Source organism: Aeromonas sp. s3 (genome assembly GCF_040907805.1).
GTDB lineage: Bacteria > Pseudomonadota > Gammaproteobacteria > Enterobacterales > Aeromonadaceae > Aeromonas > Aeromonas dhakensis.
In genome coordinates this window covers 160,602-185,656 of sequence record NZ_JBFOCQ010000006.1, presented here as the reverse complement: position 1 = coordinate 185,656, position 25,055 = coordinate 160,602, and the positions used below count along the sequence as shown (strand labels likewise).

Genomic DNA, 25,055 nt, shown 5'->3' with positions numbered 1-25,055 from the left:
GCACCCACCGCAGATGTGCCAAGACGTCGCGGCCGCAGCCGACATACTCGAACTTTTTGCCCTTCGGGGTCTTGATTGCAATGCCAATACCGAGCGGCGGGCACCTGCCTGACTGCCGGACAAAAAAAGCTAAGTCCATAAAATCAGGAGCAATACAAAATGGAAAAAGTGATCTTCAAACGTGCCGCATTGAGCGCAGCCGTCGTTGCTGCCATGCTCGCCCCCGGTATGGTGTTGGCTGCCGACGAAGCAGGTCCCGCCTATGCAGCCGCCGCCAGCAAATTCTATGAAGAAGGCAAACTCAACGGTGGTCTCTTCTACTTCCAGCGTGATCGTCAGCGTATCGACGGCGACCCCACTGCCAAGAACAAAGAAGGCAAGTACCAGTCCAACCTGAGCCACGCCACCACCCAGGCCTCCCTGAACTTCAACTCCGGCTACGCCTGGGACGTGGTGGGTATCGATGTGGGCGGTTTCGGTGCCTATGACCTGGCCGTGACCGAGAACCACCCGGTCAACCAGGAGAACGAATTCTCCTTCGCCGGCAACAAATGGGGCGAAAACTACAAGGACGGTTCCCCGGAAGGCGGCTTCAGCCTGGCCAACGCCTCACTGAAATTCAAGGCGCTGGACGGTGCCCTCACCGCCAAGGGCGGTCTGACCCAGCTCTACGTACCGGGCGTGATCGGCGTGAACTGGTCCTATCAGCCGGGTACCTACCGTGGTGGCCAGATTGAAGGCAACTTCGGCGGCCTCTACCTGACCTACGCCATCGCCGACGAGTACAAATCCCCCTGGTACAAAGAGACCCAGAAGTTCTCCCGTGCCAAGGCATGGATGGATCCGTTTGCCGATGAAAACGTCATCGACTACATCCAGGGCGTAGCGGCCCGTTACACCTTCGAGAACGGCACCTCCATTACCGGTTCTTACGGTAACTCCGAAAACTACATGGACAGCTACCACTTCAAGCTGGCCCACAAGTTTGACGTGCTGGGCGGTCTCTCCACCAGCTACCAGTTCTACGGCTCCGACACCGAGACCTATCAGAAGGGCGGTGCCGACATCGAGACTTACGACGGCCTGGCATGGCAGCAAGCGCTGACCGCCGCCTGGGGTATGGGCCCGTACGGCTTCCGTCTGGAAGGTCTGTGGACCAAGGCCGAGGGTAACGAAGGCAACTACCTGCCCCGTCTGACCCGTGGCTACGGCAACTCCCAGGGCGCGAACGAGATCTGGTGGGACTCCCGCTCCGACTGGAACGCCAACAACGAAAAAGCGCTGTTCTTCGGCGTGACCCGCTCCCTGGATGACCTGGTGGGCGCACCTGGCTGGTCCGTCGGTGTCTCCGGTGCCTACGGCTGGGATATCCAGAAAGGCGACGGCACCAAGGCCACCAACGGTGAAGATACCGAATGGGCAGCTAACTTCGACGTCATGTACACAGTGCAGGATGGCAAGCTGAAGGGCACCCTGTTCAAGCTGCACTACACCGATTACAACAACGACATCAGCCAGGGCGGCGGTTGGACCGAATACCCCAACATCTTCGCCTCCGAGAAAGACGTCAAGTTCCACATCATCATGCCGTTCACCATCCTGTAAGCAGGTGGTTGAAGTTAGCAAACCGGGCCGATTGGCCCGGTTTTCTTTTTTCTGATCAGCGGGTTAACATGCAAAGCCGCAGGCGCTTCTGCCTGCCCCGTCACCACAAGGATGCGACCATGTCCCGCTTCGTTCTGATCACCGGCTGTTCCAGCGGCATCGGCCTGGCCGCCGCCAAGGCGCTCGGCCAGCACGGCTACACCGTCATCGCCTCCGCCCGCAGGAGTGAGGACGTGGCGCAGCTGCGCCAGCTGGGTTTGCTGGCGGTCGAGCTGGATCTGGCCAACGAGGCCAGCATAGAGAGGGGCGCGGCCGAGGCACAGGCACTGGCTGGCGGTCGCCTGTATGGCCTGTTCAACAACGGCGCCTACGGCCAGCCCGGCGCGCTGGAGGATCTGCCCACCCAGGCGCTGCGCGAGCAGTTCGACACCAACCTGTTCGGCTGGCACCACCTCATTCGCCAGCTGCTGCCGGCCATGCTGGCGGCCGGCGAGGGGCGCATCGTGCAGAACAGCTCGGTGTTGGGGCTGGTGGCCATGAAGTATCGCGGCGCCTACAACGCCAGCAAGTTCGCGCTGGAAGGGTATACCGATACCCTGCGCCTGGAGCTCGCGGGCAGCGGCGTGCAGATCAGCCTGATCGAGCCCGGCCCCATCGACACCCGCTTTCGGGCCAATGCCCGCGCCGCCTTCCTGCGCCACATAGACCCTGCCACCAGCCGTCACCAGGCCGCCTACCAGCAGACCCTGAGCCGGCTGGAGCGTGAAGGGGGGGCTCGCGGCTTCACCTTGCCAAGCGAGGCCTGCATCCCGCCGCTGATCCACGCGCTCAGCAGCCGGCGCCCGAAGCACCGCTACCCGGTCACCTTCCCGACCCGGCTGTTCAGAGTACTGCGCCGCCTGTTGCCCAGTCGCCTGCTCGACCGGATCCTCGCCAAGTCGGCCTGACGGCGACCGCTTCGCCACCCGGCACGCCCGCAAGCAGCCTGCAGCCAGGTGCGACGACGAGCATCGTCGCCTTTCGTCTCATCTCCACCAACCGGCACCAGAGTGGCCTGAATCAGCCAAGCCGCCATCCCTGACAGTCCCCGCTCAGTAGTGCTGGCCGTTGCTGTAATAGCCGCTCTTGACGATGGGCTGCACCTGCACCACCACATAGGTCTGCTCCCCCAGCACCGCTTTCAGGTGGCGGGTGATCAGCGCCGCGGCCGCGTCCTGCAGCTCCTGCGGGCGTTCGAACCAGACCAGCTCGACGAACGGAAAGCCGGCCTCGCGCTCCCCCTCGCGCACCCAGTGGCTGTCGATGCACTCCAGGGTAACGAACTCAGGTTTGCCCCCGGTGAGGGCGCAGAGATCCGCCAGCAGGGGGGTGCTTATCTGCTTGAGGGTGTCGACGGAGACGGCCCGAAAACGAAGGTGGGGCATGGGAAAACCTCTTGGCTGTGACAAATGAGGACTTATCATAGGGGTTATTGTGACGAAGAGAAGCTATCCGCTGACATAAGGTGCCCCATGAGACTCCATCGCCTGCTGCTCCCCTTCCTGCTCTGCCTGCTGCTGCCGCTGAGCGCCTTTGCCGACCCCGCCTTCTATCGGGTCAGCAAGGGCGATCAGCAGCACTGGCTGCTGGGCTCCATCCACGCGGGCAAACCCTCGCTCTATCCGCTGCCCGACCCCATCGAGCGGGCCTGGCTGCAGAGCCGCGCCCTGGTGCTGGAGGTCGACCTGACCCACATCAGCCAGCAGCAGTGGCAGGAGATGGGGGCCATCACCCGGCTGGTGGACGGCAAGACCCTCAAGGAGCACATACCGCTCGACCTCTACCGGCGCACCATCATCGCCGCCGGCCAGAACGGCCTGACCGAGAACATGCTGGCCCCGCTGCGCCCCTGGTTCGCCGCCATCACCCTCACCCAGGCGGCACTGGAGCGCACCGACTTTCGCAGCGCGCTCGGGGTGGATCAGCACTTCGCCAAACAGGCCACCGACAGCGGCAAGCCCATCATCGGCTTCGAGACCCTGCTTGAACAGCTCGGCTACCTTGCCAGCGTCGGTGACAACCAGACCCTGATGCTGGAGAGCACCCTGGACGAGCTGCCCGAGCTCGAGCGCGGCTTTGGCGAGGTGATGAAGGCGTGGGAAGAGGGGGACGAGGCGACCCTCATCAACCTGCTCAAATCGGAGATGGCGCCGCCCAAACTGCAGGCCTGGCTGGAACAGACCCTGCTGGCGGAGCGCAACCACAACTGGCTGAAGAAGTGGTCCACCCTGCCCAACGAGAGTTTCATCGTGGTAGGGGCGCTGCATCTTTACGGCGACCAGGGGCTGCTCGCCCTGCTGGAACAACAGGGCTGGCGCATTACCCCACTCACCGAGCCGGGCCCGCGCAAGCCTGCCCGCCAATAGGCGCCGACGGGGCCACACCAGCCCCGTCAGGGTCTTGAACTGGGAGGAGGCTCACAGATCCGGCTGCCGATTAAATAACCACAAGGGGACTTGATCGAGATCATCTCTTTGCTCCCAAAGAGGTATCTATCATGCCTGTCATCAATGGGATGACAGGAGTGCACGAGATGGATTTTTGGATGAACCTGATGTTCGGCAACAGCGTGGGACTGATGTCCATGTTGGTGATTATCGGTACCTTCCTGCTGATCAGTTCCTACGCGGCTTATTTCATCTACAAAGTGATGAACGCCAAGCCGCCGAAAGAGGGCCAATAAGCCTGCGTCAGGCGATCCCCGATCGCCTGATCCCGCCCTCACCTCCCCCTTTGCTCAGGGTCTGAGCAGACCCGCGCCACTGCCGCGCCCGCTACTTTCAGATCCGCCCCCGCCCGCTATAATGGCCGCTCATTCCACCTGCGGGGAGCCTGCCGTGTCTCAAAACGACGAACTCTCACTGTTTCGCAATGAAGTGGCCGATGTGCGCCCCATTCGCAACGACCATGTCCGCCTCCAGACGGCCAGCAGCCCGACCGACGCCCAGCTGGCGCGGCGCCAGGCCGCCACCACCGAACAACTCGCCCTGGATCACCTCAGCATGGAAGCGGTCGAGATGCTCGACCCCCACGCCATCGTCGGCTTCAAGCGTGACGGGGTGCAGGAGGGGGTCTACAAGAAGCTGCGGCTCGGCAAGTACGAGCTGCAGGCGAGCCTGGATCTGCACCAGAAGACCCTGAACGAAGCGCGCCAGAGCCTGGTGCAGTTCATTGCGGATTGCGAACTGCGCGACATCCGCTGCCTGCTGATCCTGCACGGCAAGGGAGAGCGCAGCACGCCGCGCGCCCTGCTGAAAAGCTATGTCAGCGCCTGGCTGCCGCAACTGCCGGCGGTGATGGCCATGCACAGCGCCGAGCGTCGCCACGGCGGCGGTGGCGCCCTCTACGTGCTGCTGCGCAAGAGCGAGCGCAAGAAGGCGGAGAACCGCGAACGCCACCAGAAGCGGCTCGGCTGAGCGGCGGCTCGCACCGGGCGGTGAGCAGTGGTAGCATCGATCGGCCCCGAGCATGCCAGGTACGGGGTGCACGCCATCAGGGACGATAACAAGGACAATCCCATGTCATATCAGAAACTTGAACAACATCAGCAGCAGCTGCACCGGCTCTCCCACCTCTCGGCCATCTGTGGCTGGGATCAGGCCGCCATGATGCCGGAGGGGGGCAACGAAGCCCGCGCCGAGGCCATGGCCGAACTGGGACTGCTGATCCACCACAAGCGCACCGCCCCCGAACTGGGCGACTGGATTGCCAAGGCCGAGAGCGAGCCGCTGGACGAGATCCAGCGTGCCAACCTGCGCGAAATCAAGCGCCACTGGCAGGATGCAAGCCTGCTGCCCGGGGATCTCGTGGAGGCGCTGTCGCTCGCCGGCAGCAAGTGCGAGCACGCCTGGCGCCGCCAGCGCAAGGAGAACGACTGGGCGGGCTTTGCCCCCAACCTCACCGAGGTGGTGACGCTCTCGCGCGAGGTGGCTCACCTGCGTGCCGACGCGCTGGGGGTACGCCCCTACGATGCCATGCTGGCGCTCTATGAGCCGGGCATGACCAGCGCCCGGCTCGACGAGATCTTCGGCGATCTGACCGGCTGGCTGCCGAACCTGATCCAGACCGTGAGCGAACAGCAAAAGAGCGAAACCATCCTGATCCCGCAAGGCCCCTTCCCCATCGCCGCCCAGCAGGCGCTCGGCCAGCAGGTGATGGGGCTGCTCGGCTTCGATTTTGCCCATGGCCGGCTCGATGTGAGCAGCCACCCGTTCTGCGGCGGGGTGCCGACCGACGTGCGCATCACCACCCGCTACAACGAGCAGGAGTTCGTCTCCAGCCTGATGGGCATAGTCCACGAAACCGGCCACGCCCGTTACGAGCAAGGCTTGCCGCGCCAGTTGCTGGGCCAGCCGGTGGCCGAGGCGCGCTCCATGGGCATTCACGAGAGCCAGAGCCTGTTCTGCGAGATGCAGCTCGGCCATGATCCCGCCTTCCTGGCGCTGCTGGCGCCGCACATTCGCGCCCACTTCGGCGAGCAGGCGGCGTTGGCACCGGCAAACCTGGCCAAGCTCTACAACCGGGTCGAGCCCGGCTTTATCCGGGTCGATGCGGACGAGGTGACCTACCCGGCCCACGTCATCCTGCGCTACGAGCTGGAGCGCGATCTGATGGAAGGGCGCATCGAGGTCGCGGACATCCCCGCGCTGTGGGACGCCAAGATGCAGCAGTGGCTGGGGCTCTCCACCCAGGGCAACTACCAGAATGGCTGCATGCAGGACATTCACTGGACCGACGGCTCGTTCGGCTACTTCCCGAGCTACACGCTCGGCGCCATGTACGCGGCGCAGCTGCGCTTCGCGCTCGAGCGGGAGCTCGGCTGCATGGGCGAGCTGATCGCGGCGGGCCGCCTGCCGGAGATCTTCGCCTGGCTGGGTCGCCACATCTGGTCCCAGGGCAGCCGCTACAGTACCGACGAACTGGTCAGCCGTGCCACTGGCGAGGCGCTGAATCCGCACTGGCTGCGCAAACACCTCGAGCAGCGCTATCTGAAGTAGGGCCAGCGTGCCCACCAGCAGATAACAAACGGGGCCTCGCGGCCCCGTTTTTCATGGCGGCGTGGCGCCTCAGCGCCCGTCCGGCACGCCGGTGAACTCGCGCAGTTGCAGGATGTTGCCCTCGGGGTCAAACGCATTACGCACCACAAAACCTGGGCCGGACCACTGCTGCGGCAGCAAGCCTCCGCCGAGATCGGCCGCTTTCGCTTCCGCCCAGGCCAGGCTCGGCACGGTAAAGAACAGCTTGATGGCGCCCTGCTCGCGCAGCTGCGGCGGCGTGGTGATGACCACCTGTTCCGCATAGGGGGCTGAGATGGCGTGCAGCAACAGCTGGATGTCGGCGTTTTCCTGCACGATCAGCTCGCCACTCTGGCTGCGGATCTCCATCTGCAGCAGGGTGCGATAAAAGTGGCTCAGCAGGCCGGGATCCCTGGCATAGATCAGGGCGCCGGCACGTGCGGGTCCTGGCATGGCTCTCTCCTCCTTGGATGTTGTCAGCCCAGATTCGCACACTTGCCCCATCAAACCGATCTGTTTTTCATACCGTGCACGCGGCATCGGCTTTATTTCAATTGCTGTCCGTTTCTGGCTAGTCATAGCCCCCGTTCCTGCTTAGTCTCTCACTCATCCGGGCCGCCGTGCCCACCCCGTTTTCGGCGCAAGGAGCCACCGATGCCAACAGATCCCGCCATGACGATGCCGCCGGCCCCAGAGCATGAGTCAGGCCTGCCGCTCAGCGCCGAGCAGTGCCATGCCGCCCGCCTGGCCCGCGATGCACGTTTCGACGGCCGCTTCTTTACCGGCGTGCTCTCCACCGGCATCTACTGCCGGCCTGTCTGTCCGGCGCGGCCACCGCACGAGCACAACGTGCGCTACTTCCAAAGCGCCGCCGCAGCCGAGCAGCACGGCCTGCGCCCCTGCCTGCGCTGCCGGCCTGAGCTCGCGCCCGCCGCCCTCGGCGATCTGCCACCGACGCTGGCGCGCCTGCTGGCCCGAATCGATCGCGGCGAACTGGCGGAAGGCTCGCTCACTACCCTGGCAGAACAGGCCGGCATCAGTGAGCGCACGCTGCGCCGCCAGTTCGAGCAGCACCTCGGTGCTTCGCCAAAACAGGTGGAGCAGACGCGCCGGCTGCTGCTCGCCAAGCGGCTGTTGACCGAAACCCGGCTGCCCATCACCGACATCGCGTTTGCGGCAGGTTTTGCCAGCATTCGCCGCTTCAACGACGCCTGGCAGCAGGCGTACGGCTTGGCGCCGCGGGCGCTGCGTCGTCAGAGCGAGCCAACCGGCGACGCCGCCGCCCTGACGCAGGCTGTGCCACAGACCGAGGATGGGGCGATGCTCACGCTGCAACTGCCCTACCGCCCCCCTTATGACGTAGCGGCCATGCTGGCGTTCTACCGGCTGCGCGCCATTCCGGGGCTGGAACGGGTAGATGGCGAGGTGTATGAACGCCTGCACCGGGTCGGCGATCGGCTCGCACGGGTGCGCATCAGCCAGGGCAAGGGGCACAGCCTGCAGCTCAGCGTCCATGATCTGCCGCCCGCCGCGCTGCCTGATCTGCTGTATCGGGTGCGCCGGATGTGGGATCTCGATGCCGACATGCAGCGCATCGGTGCGCGGCTCGGGCAGGATCCTCGGCTGGCACGCCTGCAGGCACGCTGGCCGGGGGTTCGGCTGCCCGCCGGCTGGGACGAGTACGAGGTGATGCTGCGCGCCATCATCGGCCAGCAGGTGTCGGTCAAGGGGGCCATCACCATACTGGGGCGACTGGTGGCACGCACCGAGGCGCAATTCGGGGTGGCGCAGTTGCCCACCCCCACCCAGCTGTGCGAGCTGAACCTGGACGGTATCGGCATGCCCTGCAGCCGGATCAGAACGCTGCAGGGGCTGGCACAGGCGCTGGCCAGCGGCGAGTTGAACTTGACCTGCGCCAGCGATGAACAACTGCTGGCACTACCCGGCATCGGCCCCTGGACGGTGGCTTACTGGCGGCTGCGCTGTGGGCTGGACCCGGATGCCTTCCCCGCCTCGGATCTGGTGCTACTGAAGGCGCTGGGGGGCGGCACCAAGTTGCCGGTGAAAGCGGTATTGGCCCACAGCGAAAGGTGGCGGCCCTGGCGCGGCTACGCGGCGAGCTGGCTGTGGCATGCCATGAGCGAGCAGCCAGCACTGTTGACCGAGTCAGCACCAGGCGGCGCAGCAAGCGACAACCAAGCAGAGGAGACAACCCCATGATCCGTTACGACTTCTTGCCCAGCCGCTGCGGCGATCTGCTGGTGGCCATCGACGAGCGCGGTCTGGTGCACGTGGACTTTGTGGCGGGGCTGCGCGCACTGCCCGACATGCGCGACTGGCAACAGGACAAGACGGCGCTGGCCCCTTTTCTCGCGCAATTTGAGGCCTATTTTGCCGGCCGCCTGCAACGCTTCACCCTGCCGCTCGCACCAAGAGGCACGGCGTTTCAGCAAGCGGTCTGGCAGGCACTGTGCGACATTCCCTACGGCGAGACCCGCAGCTACAGCGACATCGCCCGCGCCATCGGCAAGCCCAATGCGGTGCGGGCAGTGGGTGCCGCCAACGGCCGCAACCCGCTCTCGATCATCATTCCGTGCCATCGGGTGATCGGCCAGAACGGCAGCCTGACCGGCTATGCGGGGGGATTGGAGATTAAAAAGGCGTTGTTGCAACTGGAGAATATCAGTGAAAGATAATGTAATGCCTATAAGCCATAGACACTATCTATCATAAAATAATATCCACCACAGATTTACGATTTCATCGATTTTTCTAACCCGAGTATAGTGGCAGAACCATATTTATTAAGGAGAGATTAAATATGGATCAGCTACTATCGGCCTTTAGACAAGGCAACGTCATTCTTTTTGTTGGGGCCGGGGTATCGATGAACCTTGGCCTTCCATCATGGTCAACCCTGCTCGACAAGATCGCCAAGGATCTTGGCTATGAGCCTGAAATATACAAATCTTTTGGCGATCACTATGCGCTGGCAGAATATTATCGTTTACAAAAAGGCAGCATAGGCCCTTTAAGAAGCTGGATGGACAGAGTTTGGCATTCACCTGACATCGATATTTCAACATCCAAAGTCCATGAATACATTGCCAAAGCTAACTTTCCGATAATATATACCACCAACTATGACCGCTGGATAGAGCATGCCCTCGCATATTACGGCAAGCCATTTACCAAAATCGCATCGGTATCAGACTTTACCAGAATAAAAAGTGACAAGGTACAAGTTGTAAAATTCCATGGTGATTTTGATGATGACAAGTCCATTGTCATTGATGAGACCAGCTATTTTGAGCGGCTTGAATTCGAAACACCACTGGATATAAAACTGCGTTCGGATGTGCTGGGTAAATCAGTGTTGTTTATCGGGTATAGCTTGGCCGATATCAACCTGAGGCTTTTATTTTACAAACTTTCCAAATTATGGAAAGCCAACCGGGCGGGTGATGCCCAGCCGAAATCGTATATTTTCTCGGCCAAGTCGAATCCGGTACAAGAGGCCGTCCTTGAGCAATGGGGGATCAGCATGATCTCATCTGAAAAAGAGAACCCAGGAGAGGCATTAGAGGCGTTTCTGAATAAATTCCAATAATTGAAAATCTTGAAGGCACCTCCCCGCACCAGGCTTGCTCTGTGCAGTATCGAAGGGGCTGTGCGGCCACCTCACCACCTCCGATAACACTCTCCATGGGGATCACCCCACAAGCCGATGCCTGTTCCTCTGCCCAGCCCTGTTTTAGCCGCAATGTGCGCCCAGAACGCCCGAGCCGTCTACCTCATACAACTTCCTCTGCGCCGGCAAGACGGGCCCATCGACCACAGGGCGCACGTTGGACAGCCGCCATGCAAAGTAACCCGGCTCCCAGCCCCCGGAGCAGGCGGCCAACACCTCATCGGGTTGCCACTCATGGGCCTCCTCGATATCAACCAGGGCGACCGCTCGACCGGCCGGATCCACAGGATGATCGGCGCTGAGGTATCGGCCATTTTCAACGATCAGCAGGTCGCGAATGGGCAGTGAGGGAGGCAACCACGAGCGAACCTCGAGCGTCTTCTTGCCCGACGCAATATTGGCACCATGGGGCGCCACGATGGAGAGTGCGAGCATAGGTCCTTCCTTGCAGCTTGCTGGGGCCCCCTGGCACAGGATGATAACTCAATCCCAAATGGGCCACACTGCCCGAGCCATGGAACCTGGCGGCATCGTGCTCCTCAGCGTTTCAAACTCCCCATCACATGCATTTCACAGCGGTTGCAGTCAAAGCGCAGGCGGAAGGTCTCCTTGCCCATCTTGAGTTCCAGCGGCTCGGCCTTGAGGCCGGGCACCTCGTTCGGGCAGAGGTTCTGGCTGTAACGGATACAGTGTTTGGTGATCATCAGCACCACTTCCCGCTCCTCCTTGTTCGCCTCATAGGCGGGGGCGATGCGCTCCACCCCGTGCTCGCGGAAGAACTGCTCGGCCGCGCTGTTGAGCACGTTGCCAAGGTAGGAGAGACGGTGCTGGGGATAGTGGATATCCCGCAGGGCGATGCGCCGCTCGGGGCGCTGGTAGCCGGCCAGACGGGCAGCCTCCAGCGCGGCGATGCCATCCCGGCGCAAACCGTTGAGCATGGATGCGGCAATGAATAGCGGGTGAGTAAACGCCAACTCAACCTTGCTCGCCACGAACAGGGTATTGCCGAGTTTGCCGAGCTGATCGCGCGCCTGTTGCAGCGCCCGCTCCGGATTGTCGGCCGGCTGTTTGTCACAGGGGAGCGTGACGGCGGCGCTGATGCCTTGCTCGTCGGTAAGCGTGAGGCGCAATCCCTCATCACACTCTGCCAGCACCATATCGACCCGGATGCGGCGATCGGCGCTCACCTTCTCCAGCACCTTGCTGAACGCCTGATCGTGGTTGCGGTAGATTTCCGTGCCTATCTTCAGCCCCGGCATGCGCTCTGACAGGAGTAACTGCTTACCTTCTACTTTGTTCAGGCGCATTCCCACCAGCTCGTTGTTCGGCTTGAAGAAGCCAAGGCCATCTCCGTTGTTGAGGGTGACCTGCTTGCCGTCGATCTCGATGCCATCCCTGGTGACGCTGGTGACCCGGCCCAGCGGCTCGCCCACGTATTTCGGGCTCTGGGTGGAGTCGATCCCGGGCTGGCGACCATGGAGGAAGTAATCGGTGCTGCCGCGGTTGAAGCTCTTTTTCGGATCCGGCGTGAAGCTGTAGCTGCAGCGGCCGGCCGAAGCGGCCACCAGATCGCTGCGGCGCTCCAGAATGGCGTCGAGCTTCTGGCGATACCAGGCCGTGACGTTCTTGACGTAGTCGAGCCCCTTGAGGCGCCCCTCGATTTTGAACGAGCGGATCCCCGCCTCGATCAGCGCCTCCAGATTGTCGGTCTGATCCATGTCCTTGAGAGAGAGCAGGTGGCTGTCAGCCACCAGCACCTCGCCATCCGGCTTTTGCAACGAGCAGGGCAGCCGACAGAGCTGGGCACACTCGCCGCGGTTGGCGCTGCGGCCGGTCCGGGCGTAGCTGATGTTGCACTGACCGCTGTAGGAGACGCAGAGCGCACCGTGGATAAAGAACTCCAGCTGCACATTGGTGGCCGCACTGATCTCGCGGATCTGTGCAAGGGACAGCTCGCGCGCCAGCACCACCTGGGAGAAGCCCACATCCTGCAGAAACTTCACCTTCTCCGGGGTGCGGTTATCAGTCTGGGTACTGGCATGGAGCGCGATGGGGGGCAGGTCGAGCGCCAGCAACCCCATGTCCTGCACGATCAGCGCATCGGCCCCCGCTTCGTAGATCTGGTGGGTCAGCCGCCGGGCCTGCTCCAGCTCGTGATCGTGCAGCAGGGTGTTGAAGGCAACGAAGACCTGGGCGCCGAAGCGGTGGGCATGGCGCGCCAGCGCTTCGATATCCTCTATGCTGTTGCCTGCCGCGCTGCGGGCGCCAAAGGCGGGGCCGCCCATGTAGACGGCGTCGGCACCGTGATTGATGGCTTCGATGCCGTAGGCGAGGTTCTTGGCCGGAGCCAGTAGCTCCAACCGGTTGTGGTGGCTTAACGGGTGCTTGTTCTGGTGCATGGTCTCGGAGTCAGAGCGGACAGCAAATGGGCGCCACTCTAGGGCATTGCCACCCTCCCCGCCTTGATCCCGCTTAAGATCACCGCAAAATACAGGATTGGATCAGAGCACCACCTTCAGGGCCAGCCCCAGCAGCACCAGACCGCTTACCTTGTCGATGACGAAGGACTTGGCCTTGAGCCAGGCCAGCACGGGACCACGAGAGAGCACCAGCGCCACCAGCACATACCAAATCGCATCTATGCCACCGGCGGTGAGCATCATGATGCCCCCCTCGCGCCAGCCGGTGTCGGCATGCACAAACTGACTGAACAGGGCGATGAAGAAGACCGCGAGCTGGGGGTTGAGAAAGGCCACCATAAAGCCTTCGAAGGCGCCTTGCCGACCGCGCAGCTGGTGCACCTCTTCACTCACCTCCCCCTTGACGGGTTTGGCCAGCAACGCCTTGACCCCGAGCCAGGCGAGAAACGCCGCACCGCCGTAGCGAATTACGTCAAACAGCAGCGGGGTCTGAGTGATCAGGATGGCGAGGCCCAAAGCCGTTATCAGCGCATAGATGCCGACTCCGAAGCCGTGGCCAAGGGCGGTGGCCACGCCGTGCCCCTGCCCTCCCTGCACCGTGTTGCGGATGATCAGTGCCAGGCTCGGCCCCGGGCTGATGGCGCCCATCACGCAGATTGCGGCCAGAGCCAGCCAACTCGTCAATTCCATGGTGTTCCTTGTCTCAAGCGGAATATGAATGTCTGCGCTCAGGGTAAAGGGCCCCTGGTTATGCCAGAAGTGAAAGTTGGGAATAGAACCCATAGCCAATGGCTATAGGCCAACACAAGCGTCTGTTGCTAGCGGGGCGGGTTCAACACCTTGCGGCTCGCCGCCACCGTGCGCTGCAGGTGCTCGCGCAGGAAGGGATAGGCCAGTTCGCGAAACCACTTGTGGGCCGGATCCTGATGGTGGCGCTGATGCCACAGCAGATGATACTGCTGGGTGCGGCTGGCAAACGGCAGATCACAAAAGTGCAGAGCATGCTCGCAGGAGAGCTGCCAGGCGATATGGGCCGGGGTGGTCAGCAGGCAGTCGGTGCGCAGCAACACCTCCACCGCCGCCTGAAAGAAGGGCACCCGGGCAAACCAGCGCCGACTCAACCCCTGGGGTGCCAGCACCTGCTCCACCGGGCTGTCCTTGTCGCCCCCGCCGCTCACCTGCAGGTGGGGCCAGGCGAGGTAGTCATCGAGACTGAGCGAGCGCCCCGCCAACGGATGGTTGCTACCCATCAACACCACCAGCCGATCTTCCCCCTGATGCAGGCCGCGGATCTGATCCGGCACCAGTTCGGTGATGGTGGAGACCATGTCCAGCTCGGATTGCCACAGCTGCGGCAGCAGGCGCTTGTCCCACAGGCTGTACTCCAGCGCTGCCAGCGGCGCCTCCCTGGCCAGCGCCGCGCAGATGTCCGGCAGGATATGCTGGGCCACGTAATCGGAAGAGGCGAGCCGGAACACCCGCTCGCAGCGGCTCGGGTCAAAACCGGGAGCCTCGTAGAGTCGCTCCAGCGCACCGAGGGAATCCGCCAGCTGGGCGGCCAGCGCCTCGGCCCGTGGCGTCAGCAGCCAGCGCTGCCCCTCCCGCACCAGCAACTCGTCGCCAAACTCGCTGCGCAGCTGGCCCAGCTGCTTGCTGATGGAGGGCTGGCTCAGGTGCAGCAGCTCCGCCGCCCGGCTGATGTTGCGGGTCTCCAGCAGCACCTTGAGGGTGGGCAGCAGGTTGAGATTGGCTTTGTGCAAGGGGAGGTTCCATCCAGTGGCGAAAGCCCTATCTTAGGGCAGCCAAGCCTCGTGGTTTAAGCGAAATTTCCCGCCGGCCCCGCAACTAGGCGGGGCCCTGCAGCCAGATAACCATGACCACAAGATGACAGTGGTTGCCCCGTGCGGCATAATTGCGCGATTTTCCGCCCGCGGGCGATCCACTTGAGAAGCGGTAACAAGATGAAATACGCCAATATCACAGGCTGGGGCAAATGCCTGCCTCCCTCCGTACTGACCAACGACGACCTCAGCACCATCATGGATACGTCGGATGAGTGGATCTACCCGCGCACCGGCATCAAGGCTCGCCGCATCTCCCATGTCAGCACTTCCGATCTTGCCACCCTGGCCGGGCGTCGTGCGCTGGCCTGCGCCGGGCTGGAAGCCAGCGACCTCGACGGCATCATCCTGGCCACCGCCACGCCGGACAACCTGCTGCCGAGCGCCGCCTCCGCGGTGCAGAAGAAGCTGGGAGCCACCAATGCCGCCGTGTTCGACCTCAACGCCGCCTGCACCGGTTTCGTCTACTCCCTCTCGGTCGCCACCTCGCTGGTACAAACCGGCATGATGAAGAAGGTGCTGGTGATCGGCGCCGAGCGCCTCACCTATCTGCTGGACTGGGCCCGTCGCGATACCGCCGTGCTGTTTGGCGACGGCGCCGGCGCCGTGGTGATCGAGGCGAGCGAGCAGGAGAGCGGTCTCATCGCCAACAAGCTGGGCTGTGACAGCGAGGCGCGCGAGATCCTGCACGTGCCGAACTTCGGTACCGACCGGGTGCGCTTTGCCGACATCGACGGCCTCTTCACCTTCAACTTCGAAGGTCAGGAGATCTTCAAGCGGGCCGTACGCGGCATGGGCGAAGCCACCAACACGGTACTGGCACAGGCCGGCATCGCTCCGGAGCAGATCGATCTGATCGTGCCGCACCAGGCCAACATCCGCATCATCGAGACCCTCGCCAAGCGCATGAACGCGCCGATGGAGAAGGTGATGGTCAACATCGAGCACTATGGCAACACCTCCGCCGCCACCGTGCCCATCGCCCTGTGCGAGGCACTGGAACAGGGCCGCGTCCAGCCGAACAGCTATCTGCTGACCGCAGCCTTCGGTGCCGGCCTGACCTGGGGCGCCGCCATCATCAAGTGGGGCGAGCGCGTGACACCCATCAAGGCGTGCGAGGCCGAACTGCCGCCGTGTGACAAGAGCGCGCTCGAACTCATCGCCCATGCCGTGGAAGGGTGCCAAAAAGCCCACGTCAACGAGGCATAAAGCCGCCCGCACAACGCCGAGAGCCTGCCATATGCAGGCTCTTTTTCGTTCTCCCCTCCTTCCTTATTGTGCAGATACGCCATTCCCCGCCAGCAAGGGGCTGCAAGCTGCCAAGCGTCCCCTCCATATTCCATTTTTCTCAGTAACCCCAATCAAGAAAGAGCAATTTGTAACCAGGCGATTTTTTTGCGCTAACCTTACTGAGTTATTGATAATTAGCGGGTTGCGCTTGGCTCATTCGGTCTGACTGAAATGACGGCTCACCCTCTTCACATTCAAGAGCAGGGGCCAGTTTGCGTATGACAGACAACACACGGGCACACACCTTAGCCTTCTGGGAGCCGGTCAGCTGGGCTTGCGGCCTTGGCCTGGGCCTGTTCAGCACCCTGCTGTTGCTGCTCGCAGGCAGCCCCCTCCCTTATCTGCTGGCCAACCTGGCGGCTGCACTGGCCGCCACCCTCTGGGGCGCCCGCCACTACCACGCCAAACCCGCCGGCACAGAGAGTGAGGCGACGCAGCCCCCCCCATTTGCCGATAACGGACTCAACCACTCCATCATCGGGCTCGAGCAGGTATGTGAAAAAGCGGTGCCTATCTGGTCGCAACAGATTGAAAACTCTCGCCAGCAAACCGAAGGAGCCATGATCGATCTCACCCAGCGCTTCGCCGGCCTGACCACCAAACTGGAAGAGGCGGTCGCTGCCTCCCACAATGCCGCCGGCGATCTGGGGGGGGAGAAGTCGGCCGGCATGGCCGCCGTGCTGGCCCAGAGTCAGGCCCAACTCAATCAGGTCATCACCATCATGCACTCCACCCAGGCCAACCGCGATGCCATGCTGGCTGAGATCAAGACACTCACCGCCTACACCATAGAGCTCAACACCATGGCGCTCGACGTGGCCAAGATTGCCTCCCAGACCAACCTGCTGGCCCTCAACGCCGCCATCGAAGCGGCCCGGGCCGGTGAGGCTGGTCGTGGCTTCGCCGTGGTGGCTGACGAGGTGCGCACCCTGTCGCGCCTCTCCAGCGAGACCGCCCAGAAGATGACCGACAAGGTCGACACCATCAATGCCGGTATCGGCCGCGCCTTCCAGATTGCCGAGAGCGCTGCCGGGCGCGACCAGGTTGCCGTCAGCGATGCCGAGCACGCCATCGAGCAGGTACTGGAACGCTTTCGGATGGCCACCACCAGCCTGGCAGAATCCGCAGCCCTGCTGCAGAGCGAGAGCAGCGGGATCCATCGCGAGATCTCCGATGTCATCGTTTCGTTACAGTTCCAGGATAGGGTCAGTCAAATCCTCAGCCATGTGCGTCAAAACATGGACAGCCTCAACGACCACCTGGTCTCGTCTCGCAACAGAACACACCAGTCAGGCCCCATCCGGATCGATGCGGAGAGCTGGTTGGCGGACATGGAGCTCTCATACGCCACCGATGAACAACGCAACATTCATCATGGTCGCCAGCACCAGGCGGCAACCCCTTCCAGCAATGCAGATGTCACTTTTTTCTAGGAGAGATATATGCCCAAAACAGTCCTGATCGTGGATGACTCGGCCACCATACGCCAGGTCGTCGGCATGACGCTCAAGGGAGCCGGTTACGAGGTGATGGAGGCCAGTGACGGCAAGGATGCCCTCAAAAAGCTCGACGGCAAGAAGATCAACCTCATCATCAGTGACGTCAACATGCCGAACATGGACGGCATCAGTTTCGTCAAGGAGGCCAAGAAGCTGGCCAGCTACAAGTTCACTCCGGTGATCATGCTGACGACGGAGTCCCAGGACAGCAAGAAGCAGGAGGGACAGGCCGCGGGAGCCAAGGCCTGGGTGGTCAAGCCGTTCCAGCCGGATCAGATGCTGGCTGCCGTGGCCAAGCTCATCATGCCCTGAGCCGGGAGGCGTTCATGCCGCTGCAAATCGAAACGGGTGAGCACAAGAGTGTCGTGACCATCTCGGGCGAGATGACCATCTACACGGCAGCCGAGCTGAAACAGGCGCTCACACCCCTACTCTATCGCCAGCAGGAGCTGGAACTGGATCTCTCCCAGATCAGCGAAATGGACAGCGCAGGTTTGCAGCTGCTGCTGGCGGCCAAGAAGACGGCGCAGCAGGGAGGCTATCCACTGCATCTGGTCATGCACAGCCATGCCGTGCTCGATGCCCTTGAGCTGTGCCAGCTGGCGGCCTTCTTCGGTGATCCCACCCTCATTCCCCACGCCGATCACGCCTAACCGGTTCCGCGGACAAGGAGTCATTCGTGAGCATCAATCTTGATCAGGCCCTGCAAACCTATATCGCCGAGGCGCGCGAGCTGCTGGAGGAGATGGAGTCCGCGCTGCTGACCCTGGAGAACGACCCGGACAATGGCGAGCTCATCGGCGCCATCTTCCGGGCGGCGCACACCATCAAGGGTTCCGCCGGCCTGTTCGGCCTGCAACCCATCGTCAGCTTCACCCACATCGTCGAGGACCTGCTCGATCAGGTGCGCAACCAGCAACTGGCGATAAGTGCCCCCCTCATCAGGGATCTGCTGGAGAGTCGGGATCACATCGAACGCCTGGTCAGCCTGGTGGCTGAACAGGGGGAAGCCCTTGGTGCGGATGAACAGGCTCAGGATGAGCAGTTACGGCGCAATCTGGCCCGTCACCAAAGCTGCAACCAGACCACGCTGCCGGAGCGGACCCAGCCTGCCGATGCCGATCCGGTCAGCAAGGAGGAGGGTCATGTCAGCGCTACCTCCCTGTGGCACATCTCCCTGCGCTTTGGTCCTGACGTGCTGCGCAACGGCATGGATCCCACCTCTTTCCTGCGCTACCTCGGTACCATGGGCACCCTCTGCGCCATCGAGACCATTCACCATGCCCTGCCGGAGTGGGAACATTTCGATCCGGAGAGCTGTTACCTCGGCTACGAGATTGATCTGGACTCCCAGGCCGACAAGAGTGCCCTGAGCGACGTGTTCGAATTCGTGCGAGATGACTGTCTCATCAGCATCTTGCCGCCCCACAGCAAGATCGCCGAGTACATAGCGCTCATCAACGCCCTGCCGGAAGACAACGAGATGCTGGGGCAACTGCTGGTCAAAACAGGCGCACTGACGGCCAGCGAGCTTGCGCTCGGCCTGCAAGCCCAACATGAGCAGCCGCAGGCCGACACCAACAAGCTGGGGGAGATCCTGATAGCCCAAGGTGCCGTCAATGAAGTGGTGGTGGACGCCGCGCTCAAGAAACAGAATCAGAGCAAGGAGAACAAGAACAAGGAAGGGCGTTATGTCCGGGTCCACGCCGACAAGCTGGATGAGTTGATCAATCTGGTGGGAGAACTGGTCGTGGCCAGCTCCGGCGCCAACCTGCTGGCCCAGCGTTCACGGGACAGCCAGCTGCAGGAGGCCAATTCCACCATTACCATGCTGGTCGAGGAGATCCGCGATGGTGCCCTGCGCCTGCGCATGGTGCCCATCGGCGATACCTTCAACCGCTTCCAGCGGGTGGTGCGGGATGTCAGCCACGAGCTGAACAAGGACATAGCGCTGGTGATCACCGGCGGCGACACCGAGCTGGACAAGTCTGTGGTGGAGAAGATCGGCGATCCCTTGATGCATCTGGTGCGCAATGCCATGGATCACGGCATAGAAGCGGCCGAGAAACGGCTGGCGGCCGGCAAGCCGGCACGAGGCACCTTGACCCTCAACGCCTATCACGACTCCGGCAGCATCGTCATCGAGATCCAGGACGATGGTGCCGGCCTCAACAAAGCCAGGATCCTGCAAAAAGCACAGGAGCGGGGGCTGGCGGCCGCCAATGCCACCCTGTCGGATCAGGAGATCTACCAGCTCATCTTCGAGCCCGGATTCTCCACCGCGGAGGCCATCACCAATCTCTCCGGACGCGGGGTGGGCATGGATGTGGTCAAACGCAATATCCAGGCCCTGCGTGGCAGCGTCGAGCTGGACAGCAAGCCCGACCTCGGCACTCGGGTGCAGATCCGGTTGCCGCTGACTCTAGCCATCATCGACGGTTTTCTGGTGCGCGTCAGCACCACTTACTACGTTATCCCCCTCGACATGGTGATCGAGTGCGTGGAGCTGACCCAGAGCGCGCTGGCCGATACCCAGGGGCGCAACTACATCAATCTGCGTGGTGAAGTACTGCCATTTGTCCGGCTGCAGCACTACTTCGATGTCGAGGGAACCCGTGGTCGCCGGGAAAATATCGTGGTCGTCAGCCACGGCGGCAAGAAGTCAGGATTGGTGGTCGACGAGCTGCTGGGAGAGTTTCAGACCGTCATCAAGCCGCTCGGCAAGCTGTTCCAGCGCCTACAGGGGATCAGCGGCTCCACCATTCTGGGTGGCGGCGAGGTAGCCCTCATTCTGGATATTCCCTCTCTGATCCAGCATGCCATCGACCAGGAGCTGGGCCAGCTGAGCCAGTACGCCATTCCACGTCTGCAATCCCAACCAAGAGTCAATTAACATCAGGAGCCTGACATGTTCAAAAACTCCACCATCAAACTGCGACTCACCATACTGCTCTGTCTGCTCTGCGTACTGCTATTCAGCGTGGGTGTGCTCGGGCTCTACAACATGCATAGCAGCAACAAGGGGCTGCAACGGGTCTACAACGACCGGGTGGTACCGCTCAAGCAGCTCAAAACCATCTCGGACAACTACGCCGTCGCCATCATAGACAATGTCAACAAGGCCAATGCCGGTCTCGTCAGCGCCGAGGAGGCGTTGCAGCAGATCCAGCATGCCCAGCAGCAGATCAAGCTGGAGTGGCAACACTATCAGGCCACCAAGTTGACCGCGGCCGAACAGAAGCTGTCAGCCGAGGCCAACAGCCTGTTCAATACCGCGGATCGAGACATCACCAGGCTGGAGGCCTTTCTCTCAAATCAGCATGGTGTCATTGCTGATACGCTCAATGAGTTTGACGGCAAACTCTACAGCTCCATCGACCCCATCGGCAGCAAGATAACCGAGCTGGTCAGTCTGCAGCTCGACGTTGCCAAATCAGAATACGAACAGGCCCAGGCCTGGTATGACGTCATGCTGCTTACCATGATGGCTGTGGTCGCCGCCGGCATGGTGGCTGCAGCCTGGTTTGGCATCGTCCTCATTCGCAGCATCATCTCTCCCATCAACCAGGCTCTGCAGGTTGCCAACCACCTGGCGGACGGCAATCTCGACGTCACCATCGACATCGGAGCCCACGATGAAGCCGGCCAGCTGTTGCTGGCCATGCAAAACATGGTCAACAAGCTGACGTCCCTCATTACCGACATAGAAACGCTGGTGACCGCCGCCGTCGAACAGGGGGATTTCAGCTACAAAATTGAACTGGACGGACGGCAGGGTTACATCAAGCGCCTGTCCGAACTGCTCAATCGTCTCTCCAACGTAACCGACACCAGCCTCAACGACGTGATGCGCATTGCCACCGCCCTGTCGCAGGGTGACCTCACCCAGAAGATTGAGCAGCCCTATCCGGGAATTTTCGGTCAGACCAAGGATGGTCTCAACAGCACCATCGCCGCACTGACCGCCATCATCGAGGAAGTACGCAACGCCGCCGACAACCTGACCAACGCCTCCAATCAGGTCAGCACCACGGCCCAGTCCCTCAGCCAGGCCACCAGTGAGCAAGCGGCCAGCGTGGAAGAGACCAGCGCCTCCATCGAACAGATGAGCGCCAGCATCAATCAGAACACGGACAACGCCAAGGTGACCGACAACATGGCGAGCAGCGCCGTACTGGAGGCCACCGAAGGGGGCCGTTCGGTACAACAGACGGTTGCCGCGATGCAGCAGATCGCCCGCAAGGTCAGCATCATCGACGACATCGCCTACCAGACCAATCTGCTGGCGCTCAATGCCGCCATTGAGGCGGCCAGGGCCGGTGAACATGGCAAAGGCTTTGCTGTGGTCGCCGCCGAGGTCCGCAAGCTGGCCGAACGCAGCCAGATCGCGGCGCAGGAGATAGGCGAACTCTCGTCAAGCAGCGTCGATACCGCCGAGAAGGCGGGCAGTCTGCTCGACAAGATAGTGCCCTCCATTCGCAAGACCTCCGATCTGGTGCAGGAGATCAACGCAGCCTCCGGGGAGCAGGCCAGCGCCGCCAACCAGATAAGCCTTGCCATGAGCCAGCTCAATCAGGTGACCCAGCAAAATGCTGCCAGCAGCGAGGAACTGGCCGCCACTGCAGAAGAGATGAGCTCCCAAGCCAACGAACTGCAGCAGACCATGGACTTTTTCTCCCTGCAAGGCAGCGGCCGCTCACCCAGACAGGTCGAAAACCTGCACAAGGGGGTGCCTCCCAGAGGCAAGTTTGTGATGCCGGCCCAGCCTCCGTTGCATGGCAATGTGGCTGCGCAACCGCAGGTTGACGAAACCGATTTTGTCCGCTTTTAACCGGAGAGCCTCATGAGCATGTCTACCGAAGTGGTCGCCCAGCCTGGCACGCTGGTACATGACAATCAGGGTGATGCCCAGTACCTGACTTTTCTCATCAACGGCGAGATGTTTGCCATCAACATTCTCGGGGTCAAGGAGATCATCGAATACGGCAACATCACCCCCATCCCCATGATGCCGAGTTTTATCCGGGGTGTGATCAACCTGAGGGGCGCCGTCGTCTCTGTGGTGGATCTCAATGCCCGTTTTGGCAATGCCCCCTCCAGCATCACTCGCCGCAGCTGCATCGTGATCATCGAGAACGTGCACCCGGACGACCCGGAACACGGCAATCAGGACATTGGCGTGGTGGTGGACTCCGTCTCCGAGGTACTGACCATCCCCTGCAACGAGATTGAGCCGCCACCAAGCTTCGGCGCCCGCATCCGGGCCGACTTCATCAGCGGCATGGGCAAGGTCAACGGCAAGTTCGTCATTCTCATCAATACCGAGAAGGTGCTCTCCATCGACGAGATGGCCCAGCTCAGCGAGCTGACCCAACAGCAGGAACGGCTACTGGAACAAAAACCACAAACGCCATGACAACAACATAAATCAGCGTTTCGCTCCACCACACAGCAATGACATGTCGCACAAGGATAAGGCCCATGACTCAATCACTCTTTGGCAATCTGTTTGGCAACGGCAATGCTCATGCCTTGCTGCAGGAACAACTGCGCCAGTTGACTGGTGCAACCCGCACCCTGGCTCAGGGGATCCAGCAAGGCAAACAGTCCGCCCAGCTAGAGCTGGATACGCTCACCGGCCCTCTCAAGGAGCTCTGCCAGGAGTTCAATGCCGTGCTGGGGCTGCTGGGAGATCGCCTTGGCAGTGCGCTCGCCGCCCGCGAGGCCAATCAGGCGCTCTACGAAGAAAACCTGCGAGTGCGCAAGGCGCTGGATGGTGCCTCGACCAATGTGATGATCGCCGATACCAATTTGAACATCGTCTACATGAATGAAGCCGTGCTGGCCATGCTGGGACTGGCCGAGTCGGATATTCGCAAGGATCTGCCTAGCTTCGACGTCAGGCACCTGATGGGCAAGAACATCGATACTTTCCACAAGGAGCCCTCCCACCAGCGCAACATGCTGGCCAAGCTGGACAAGACCTACCGTACCCAGATCACGGTCGGAGGCCGCACCTTCTCCCTGATCGCCAACCCCGTTTTCAATGACGGTGGCGAGCGGCTCGGCTCCGTGGTGGAGTGGGCCGACCGCACCAAGGAGATCGCCATCGAGAATGAAGTGAAAGCCGCCAATGCCGCCGCCAAGCAGGCGGCCGCCGAAAGTCTGCGAGTCAAGAAGGCGCTCGACGGGGCCAGCACCAACGTGATGATCGCCGATACCGATCTCAACATCATCTACATGAACGAAGCGGTCAGGGAAATGCTGGGCCAGGCCGAAACCGACATCCGCAAGGAGCTGCACCACTTCAACTCGGCCAACCTGATGGGCGCCAACATCGACAGCTTTCACAAGAATCCGGGCCATCAACGCAGCATGCTGGCCAAGCTGAACAACACCTATCGTACCCAGATCATGCTGGGGGGACGCACTTTCGCCCTCATCGCCAACCCGGTATTCGGCGACGATGGCGAGCGGCTGGGCTCCGTGGTCGAGTGGTCGGATCGCACCAAGGAGGTCGCCATCGAGCGGGAGATGTCGGAAATCGTCCAGTCTGTCATCAATGGCGAACTGCACCGTCGCATGGATCTCACCGGCAAGAGCGGTTTCTTCCAGAACCTTGGGGAGGGGATAAACCGTATCGCCGAGGTGATCGACACCAGTCTCAACGACGTGATCAGGGTGGTTCAATCACTGGCGCGCGGGGATCTGACCCAACACATAGAGGCCGATTATCCCGGCGTATTCGGCACGACCAAGGACTCCCTCAATCAGACCATCGTCTCGCTCACCAACATTGTCACCGAGGTGCTGGGGGCATCCGACAACCTCTCCAGCGCCGCCGAGCAGGTCAGCGCCACCGCCCAGTCCATCAGCCAGTCCAGCAGCGAGCAGGCTTCCAGCATGGAGGAGACCAGCGCCTCCATCGAGCAGATGAGCGCCAGCATCAACCAGAACACCGACAACGCCCAGGTTACCGATGGCATGGCCAGCAAGGCGGCCAAGGAGGCGGTGGAAGGCGGCGAGGCGGTCAAGCTCACGGTCGATGCCATGAAGCAGATTGCCAAGCGCATCGGCATCATAGATGACATCGCCTACCAGACCAATCTGCTGGCCCTCAACGCCGCCATCGAGGCGGCCCGGGCTGGCGATCACGGCAAGGGTTTCGCCGTGGTGGCCGCCGAGGTTCGCAAGCTGGCGGAGCGCAGCCAGGTAGCGGCCCAGGAGATTGGCGAGCTGGCATCAAGCAGCGTCGACATGGCGGAGAAAGCGGGACGCCTGCTCGATCAGATGGTGCCCTCCATCAACAAGACCTCGGATCTGGTGCAGGAGATCAGCGCCGCCTCCGCCGAGCAGTCAACCGGCGTCAGCCAGATCAACATCGCCATGAACCAGTTGAGCCAGGTGACCCAGCAGAACGCATCCTGCAGCGAAGAGCTGGCCGCCACTGCCGAGGAGATGAGCAGCCAGGCCGAACAGCTGCAACTGGCGATGGAGTTCTTCACCCTCGAGCGGCACAAGCTCAATGCCGGCCAGAAGGTGGCAGCCACCCGTACCGGCCCCCGTGGCCGCTTCATGCTCGAGAACAGTGCCGCAGAGGGTAATGGCAACCTGCCCCGGCCCCACAATGACGGCGACTTTGTTCGCTTCTAACC

Annotated in this window: 23 protein-coding genes; 17 read left to right on the top strand and 6 right to left on the bottom strand. The window is 61.9% G+C overall.

Going from position 1 to position 25,055, the window contains the following annotated elements:
• Nucleotides 1–159: 159 nt before the first annotated feature.
• Entirely contained in the window at nucleotides 160–1,605 is a 1,446-nt protein-coding gene (locus tag AB5Y98_RS01550; protein ID WP_017763925.1) for an OprD family outer membrane porin, read from the top strand.
• Between the two features lie 119 nt (nucleotides 1,606–1,724).
• Complete coding sequence (locus AB5Y98_RS01545) at nucleotides 1,725–2,552, top strand: SDR family oxidoreductase (protein WP_323997064.1); 828 nt, start codon at nucleotides 1,725–1,727, stop codon at nucleotides 2,550–2,552.
• Between the two features lie 144 nt (nucleotides 2,553–2,696).
• On the opposite strand, the gene AB5Y98_RS01540 is transcribed toward AB5Y98_RS01545, so the two are convergent.
• A complete protein-coding gene (locus tag AB5Y98_RS01540) occupies nucleotides 2,697–3,029 on the bottom strand; it encodes a DUF1904 family protein (protein ID WP_323997065.1) in 333 nt (110 codons plus the stop codon).
• A gap of 87 nt (nucleotides 3,030–3,116) precedes the next feature.
• On the opposite strand from AB5Y98_RS01540, the gene AB5Y98_RS01535 reads away from it, so the two are divergent.
• The 4 genes from AB5Y98_RS01535 (at nucleotide 3,117) to AB5Y98_RS01520 (ending at nucleotide 6,641) form a co-directional block, all read left to right on the top strand.
• Nucleotides 3,117–4,010, top strand: a complete 894-nt coding sequence (locus AB5Y98_RS01535; protein ID WP_267996568.1) for a TraB/GumN family protein — start codon at nucleotides 3,117–3,119, stop codon at nucleotides 4,008–4,010.
• A gap of 167 nt (nucleotides 4,011–4,177) precedes the next feature.
• The gene (locus AB5Y98_RS01530; protein WP_010634864.1) at nucleotides 4,178–4,327 is read left to right on the top strand and encodes a DUF3149 domain-containing protein; all 150 of its coding nucleotides are present in this window, start codon (nucleotides 4,178–4,180) and stop codon (nucleotides 4,325–4,327) included.
• 154 nt (nucleotides 4,328–4,481) lie between these two features.
• Nucleotides 4,482–5,060 (top strand): DNA endonuclease SmrA, encoded by a 579-nt coding sequence (smrA, locus tag AB5Y98_RS01525; RefSeq protein ID WP_126882461.1) that lies wholly within the window; start codon nucleotides 4,482–4,484, stop codon nucleotides 5,058–5,060.
• Nucleotides 5,061–5,162: 102 nt separating this feature from the next.
• Nucleotides 5,163–6,641, top strand: a complete 1,479-nt coding sequence (locus AB5Y98_RS01520) for a carboxypeptidase M32 (protein ID WP_368231189.1) — start codon at nucleotides 5,163–5,165, stop codon at nucleotides 6,639–6,641.
• Nucleotides 6,642–6,710: 69 nt separating this feature from the next.
• On the opposite strand, the gene AB5Y98_RS01515 is transcribed toward AB5Y98_RS01520, so the two are convergent.
• The gene (locus AB5Y98_RS01515) at nucleotides 6,711–7,112 is read right to left on the bottom strand and encodes a glyoxalase/bleomycin resistance/dioxygenase family protein (RefSeq protein ID WP_368231188.1); all 402 of its coding nucleotides are present in this window, start codon (nucleotides 7,110–7,112) and stop codon (nucleotides 6,711–6,713) included.
• Between the two features lie 201 nt (nucleotides 7,113–7,313).
• On the opposite strand from AB5Y98_RS01515, the gene AB5Y98_RS01510 reads away from it, so the two are divergent.
• The 3 genes from AB5Y98_RS01510 to AB5Y98_RS01500 all read left to right on the top strand — a co-directional run bounded on the left by AB5Y98_RS01510 (nucleotide 7,314) and on the right by AB5Y98_RS01500 (nucleotide 10,269).
• A complete protein-coding gene (locus AB5Y98_RS01510) occupies nucleotides 7,314–8,879 on the top strand; it encodes an AlkA N-terminal domain-containing protein (RefSeq protein ID WP_368231187.1) in 1,566 nt (521 codons plus the stop codon).
• Nucleotides 8,876–9,355, top strand: coding sequence for a methylated-DNA--[protein]-cysteine S-methyltransferase (locus tag AB5Y98_RS01505; RefSeq protein WP_099359016.1), 480 nt, complete (start codon nucleotides 8,876–8,878; stop codon nucleotides 9,353–9,355). Before AB5Y98_RS01510 ends, AB5Y98_RS01505 begins: the two co-directional genes overlap by 4 nt.
• 125 nt (nucleotides 9,356–9,480) lie before the next feature.
• A complete protein-coding gene (locus AB5Y98_RS01500; RefSeq protein WP_368231185.1) occupies nucleotides 9,481–10,269 on the top strand; it encodes an SIR2 family protein in 789 nt (262 codons plus the stop codon).
• Nucleotides 10,270–10,413: 144 nt separating this feature from the next.
• Here the strand turns inward: AB5Y98_RS01500 and AB5Y98_RS01495 are convergent, their stop codons facing one another.
• The 4 genes from AB5Y98_RS01495 to AB5Y98_RS01480 form a co-directional block, all read right to left on the bottom strand.
• Nucleotides 10,414–10,785 (bottom strand): ASCH domain-containing protein, encoded by a 372-nt coding sequence (locus AB5Y98_RS01495; RefSeq protein WP_099359014.1) that lies wholly within the window; start codon nucleotides 10,783–10,785, stop codon nucleotides 10,414–10,416.
• A gap of 104 nt (nucleotides 10,786–10,889) precedes the next feature.
• The gene (locus AB5Y98_RS01490; protein ID WP_368231183.1) at nucleotides 10,890–12,749 is read right to left on the bottom strand and encodes a U32 family peptidase; all 1,860 of its coding nucleotides are present in this window, start codon (nucleotides 12,747–12,749) and stop codon (nucleotides 10,890–10,892) included.
• A 102-nt stretch (nucleotides 12,750–12,851) separates the two neighbouring features.
• Nucleotides 12,852–13,460 (bottom strand): LysE family translocator, encoded by a 609-nt coding sequence (locus AB5Y98_RS01485; protein ID WP_026140962.1) that lies wholly within the window; start codon nucleotides 13,458–13,460, stop codon nucleotides 12,852–12,854.
• Between the two features lie 128 nt (nucleotides 13,461–13,588).
• The gene (locus AB5Y98_RS01480; protein WP_324038818.1) at nucleotides 13,589–14,530 is read right to left on the bottom strand and encodes a LysR family transcriptional regulator; all 942 of its coding nucleotides are present in this window, start codon (nucleotides 14,528–14,530) and stop codon (nucleotides 13,589–13,591) included.
• A 201-nt stretch (nucleotides 14,531–14,731) separates the two neighbouring features.
• Between AB5Y98_RS01480 and AB5Y98_RS01475 the strand changes: the two genes are divergently transcribed.
• From AB5Y98_RS01475 to AB5Y98_RS01440, 8 genes are all read left to right on the top strand, one after another.
• On the top strand, nucleotides 14,732–15,820 hold the full coding sequence (locus AB5Y98_RS01475; protein ID WP_208200449.1) for a ketoacyl-ACP synthase III: 1,089 nt from the start codon (nucleotides 14,732–14,734) through the stop codon (nucleotides 15,818–15,820).
• Nucleotides 15,821–16,119: 299 nt separating this feature from the next.
• Nucleotides 16,120–17,334, top strand: a complete 1,215-nt coding sequence (locus AB5Y98_RS01470) for a methyl-accepting chemotaxis protein (protein WP_368231180.1) — start codon at nucleotides 16,120–16,122, stop codon at nucleotides 17,332–17,334.
• Nucleotides 17,335–17,343: 9 nt separating this feature from the next.
• Complete coding sequence (locus AB5Y98_RS01465) at nucleotides 17,344–17,712, top strand: response regulator (protein ID WP_005303778.1); 369 nt, start codon at nucleotides 17,344–17,346, stop codon at nucleotides 17,710–17,712.
• Between the two features lie 14 nt (nucleotides 17,713–17,726).
• Nucleotides 17,727–18,053 carry an STAS domain-containing protein gene (locus AB5Y98_RS01460; protein WP_042049606.1) on the top strand — a complete coding sequence of 109 codons (327 nt, stop codon included), beginning with the start codon at nucleotides 17,727–17,729 and terminating at the stop codon, nucleotides 18,051–18,053.
• 26 nt (nucleotides 18,054–18,079) lie between these two features.
• Nucleotides 18,080–20,293, top strand: coding sequence for a chemotaxis protein CheA (locus AB5Y98_RS01455; protein WP_368231178.1), 2,214 nt, complete (start codon nucleotides 18,080–18,082; stop codon nucleotides 20,291–20,293).
• 15 nt (nucleotides 20,294–20,308) lie between these two features.
• Complete coding sequence (locus AB5Y98_RS01450; RefSeq protein WP_368231176.1) at nucleotides 20,309–22,231, top strand: methyl-accepting chemotaxis protein; 1,923 nt, start codon at nucleotides 20,309–20,311, stop codon at nucleotides 22,229–22,231.
• A 12-nt stretch (nucleotides 22,232–22,243) separates the two neighbouring features.
• Nucleotides 22,244–22,816, top strand: coding sequence for a chemotaxis protein CheW (locus AB5Y98_RS01445; protein ID WP_017763910.1), 573 nt, complete (start codon nucleotides 22,244–22,246; stop codon nucleotides 22,814–22,816).
• Nucleotides 22,817–22,881: 65 nt separating this feature from the next.
• Nucleotides 22,882–25,053 carry a methyl-accepting chemotaxis protein gene (locus tag AB5Y98_RS01440; RefSeq protein WP_043171048.1) on the top strand — a complete coding sequence of 724 codons (2,172 nt, stop codon included), beginning with the start codon at nucleotides 22,882–22,884 and terminating at the stop codon, nucleotides 25,051–25,053.
• Nucleotides 25,054–25,055 lie beyond the last annotated feature (2 nt).

What these genes read in the sequence shown, in the direction of transcription:
- AB5Y98_RS01550 (WP_017763925.1), top strand. Translation starts at nt 160, where the DNA reads ATGGAAAAAGTGATCTTCAAACGTGCCGCATTGAGCGCAGCCGTCGTT.
- AB5Y98_RS01545 (WP_323997064.1), top strand. Translation starts at nt 1,725, where the DNA reads ATGTCCCGCTTCGTTCTGATCACCGGCTGTTCCAGCGGCATCGGCCTG.
- AB5Y98_RS01540 (WP_323997065.1), bottom strand. Translation starts at nt 3,029, where the DNA reads ATGCCCCACCTTCGTTTTCGGGCCGTCTCCGTCGACACCCTCAAGCAG.
- AB5Y98_RS01535 (WP_267996568.1), top strand. Translation starts at nt 3,117, where the DNA reads ATGAGACTCCATCGCCTGCTGCTCCCCTTCCTGCTCTGCCTGCTGCTG.
- AB5Y98_RS01530 (WP_010634864.1), top strand. Translation starts at nt 4,178, where the DNA reads ATGGATTTTTGGATGAACCTGATGTTCGGCAACAGCGTGGGACTGATG.
- AB5Y98_RS01520 (WP_368231189.1), top strand. Translation starts at nt 5,163, where the DNA reads ATGTCATATCAGAAACTTGAACAACATCAGCAGCAGCTGCACCGGCTC.
- AB5Y98_RS01515 (WP_368231188.1), bottom strand. Translation starts at nt 7,112, where the DNA reads ATGCCAGGACCCGCACGTGCCGGCGCCCTGATCTATGCCAGGGATCCC.
- AB5Y98_RS01510 (WP_368231187.1), top strand. Translation starts at nt 7,314, where the DNA reads ATGCCAACAGATCCCGCCATGACGATGCCGCCGGCCCCAGAGCATGAG.
- AB5Y98_RS01505 (WP_099359016.1), top strand. Translation starts at nt 8,876, where the DNA reads ATGATCCGTTACGACTTCTTGCCCAGCCGCTGCGGCGATCTGCTGGTG.
- AB5Y98_RS01500 (WP_368231185.1), top strand. Translation starts at nt 9,481, where the DNA reads ATGGATCAGCTACTATCGGCCTTTAGACAAGGCAACGTCATTCTTTTT.
- AB5Y98_RS01495 (WP_099359014.1), bottom strand. Translation starts at nt 10,785, where the DNA reads ATGCTCGCACTCTCCATCGTGGCGCCCCATGGTGCCAATATTGCGTCG.
- AB5Y98_RS01490 (WP_368231183.1), bottom strand. Translation starts at nt 12,749, where the DNA reads ATGCACCAGAACAAGCACCCGTTAAGCCACCACAACCGGTTGGAGCTA.
- AB5Y98_RS01485 (WP_026140962.1), bottom strand. Translation starts at nt 13,460, where the DNA reads ATGGAATTGACGAGTTGGCTGGCTCTGGCCGCAATCTGCGTGATGGGC.
- AB5Y98_RS01475 (WP_208200449.1), top strand. Translation starts at nt 14,732, where the DNA reads ATGAAATACGCCAATATCACAGGCTGGGGCAAATGCCTGCCTCCCTCC.
- AB5Y98_RS01470 (WP_368231180.1), top strand. Translation starts at nt 16,120, where the DNA reads ATGACAGACAACACACGGGCACACACCTTAGCCTTCTGGGAGCCGGTC.
- AB5Y98_RS01465 (WP_005303778.1), top strand. Translation starts at nt 17,344, where the DNA reads ATGCCCAAAACAGTCCTGATCGTGGATGACTCGGCCACCATACGCCAG.
- AB5Y98_RS01460 (WP_042049606.1), top strand. Translation starts at nt 17,727, where the DNA reads ATGCCGCTGCAAATCGAAACGGGTGAGCACAAGAGTGTCGTGACCATC.
- AB5Y98_RS01450 (WP_368231176.1), top strand. Translation starts at nt 20,309, where the DNA reads ATGTTCAAAAACTCCACCATCAAACTGCGACTCACCATACTGCTCTGT.
- AB5Y98_RS01445 (WP_017763910.1), top strand. Translation starts at nt 22,244, where the DNA reads ATGAGCATGTCTACCGAAGTGGTCGCCCAGCCTGGCACGCTGGTACAT.
- AB5Y98_RS01440 (WP_043171048.1), top strand. Translation starts at nt 22,882, where the DNA reads ATGACTCAATCACTCTTTGGCAATCTGTTTGGCAACGGCAATGCTCAT.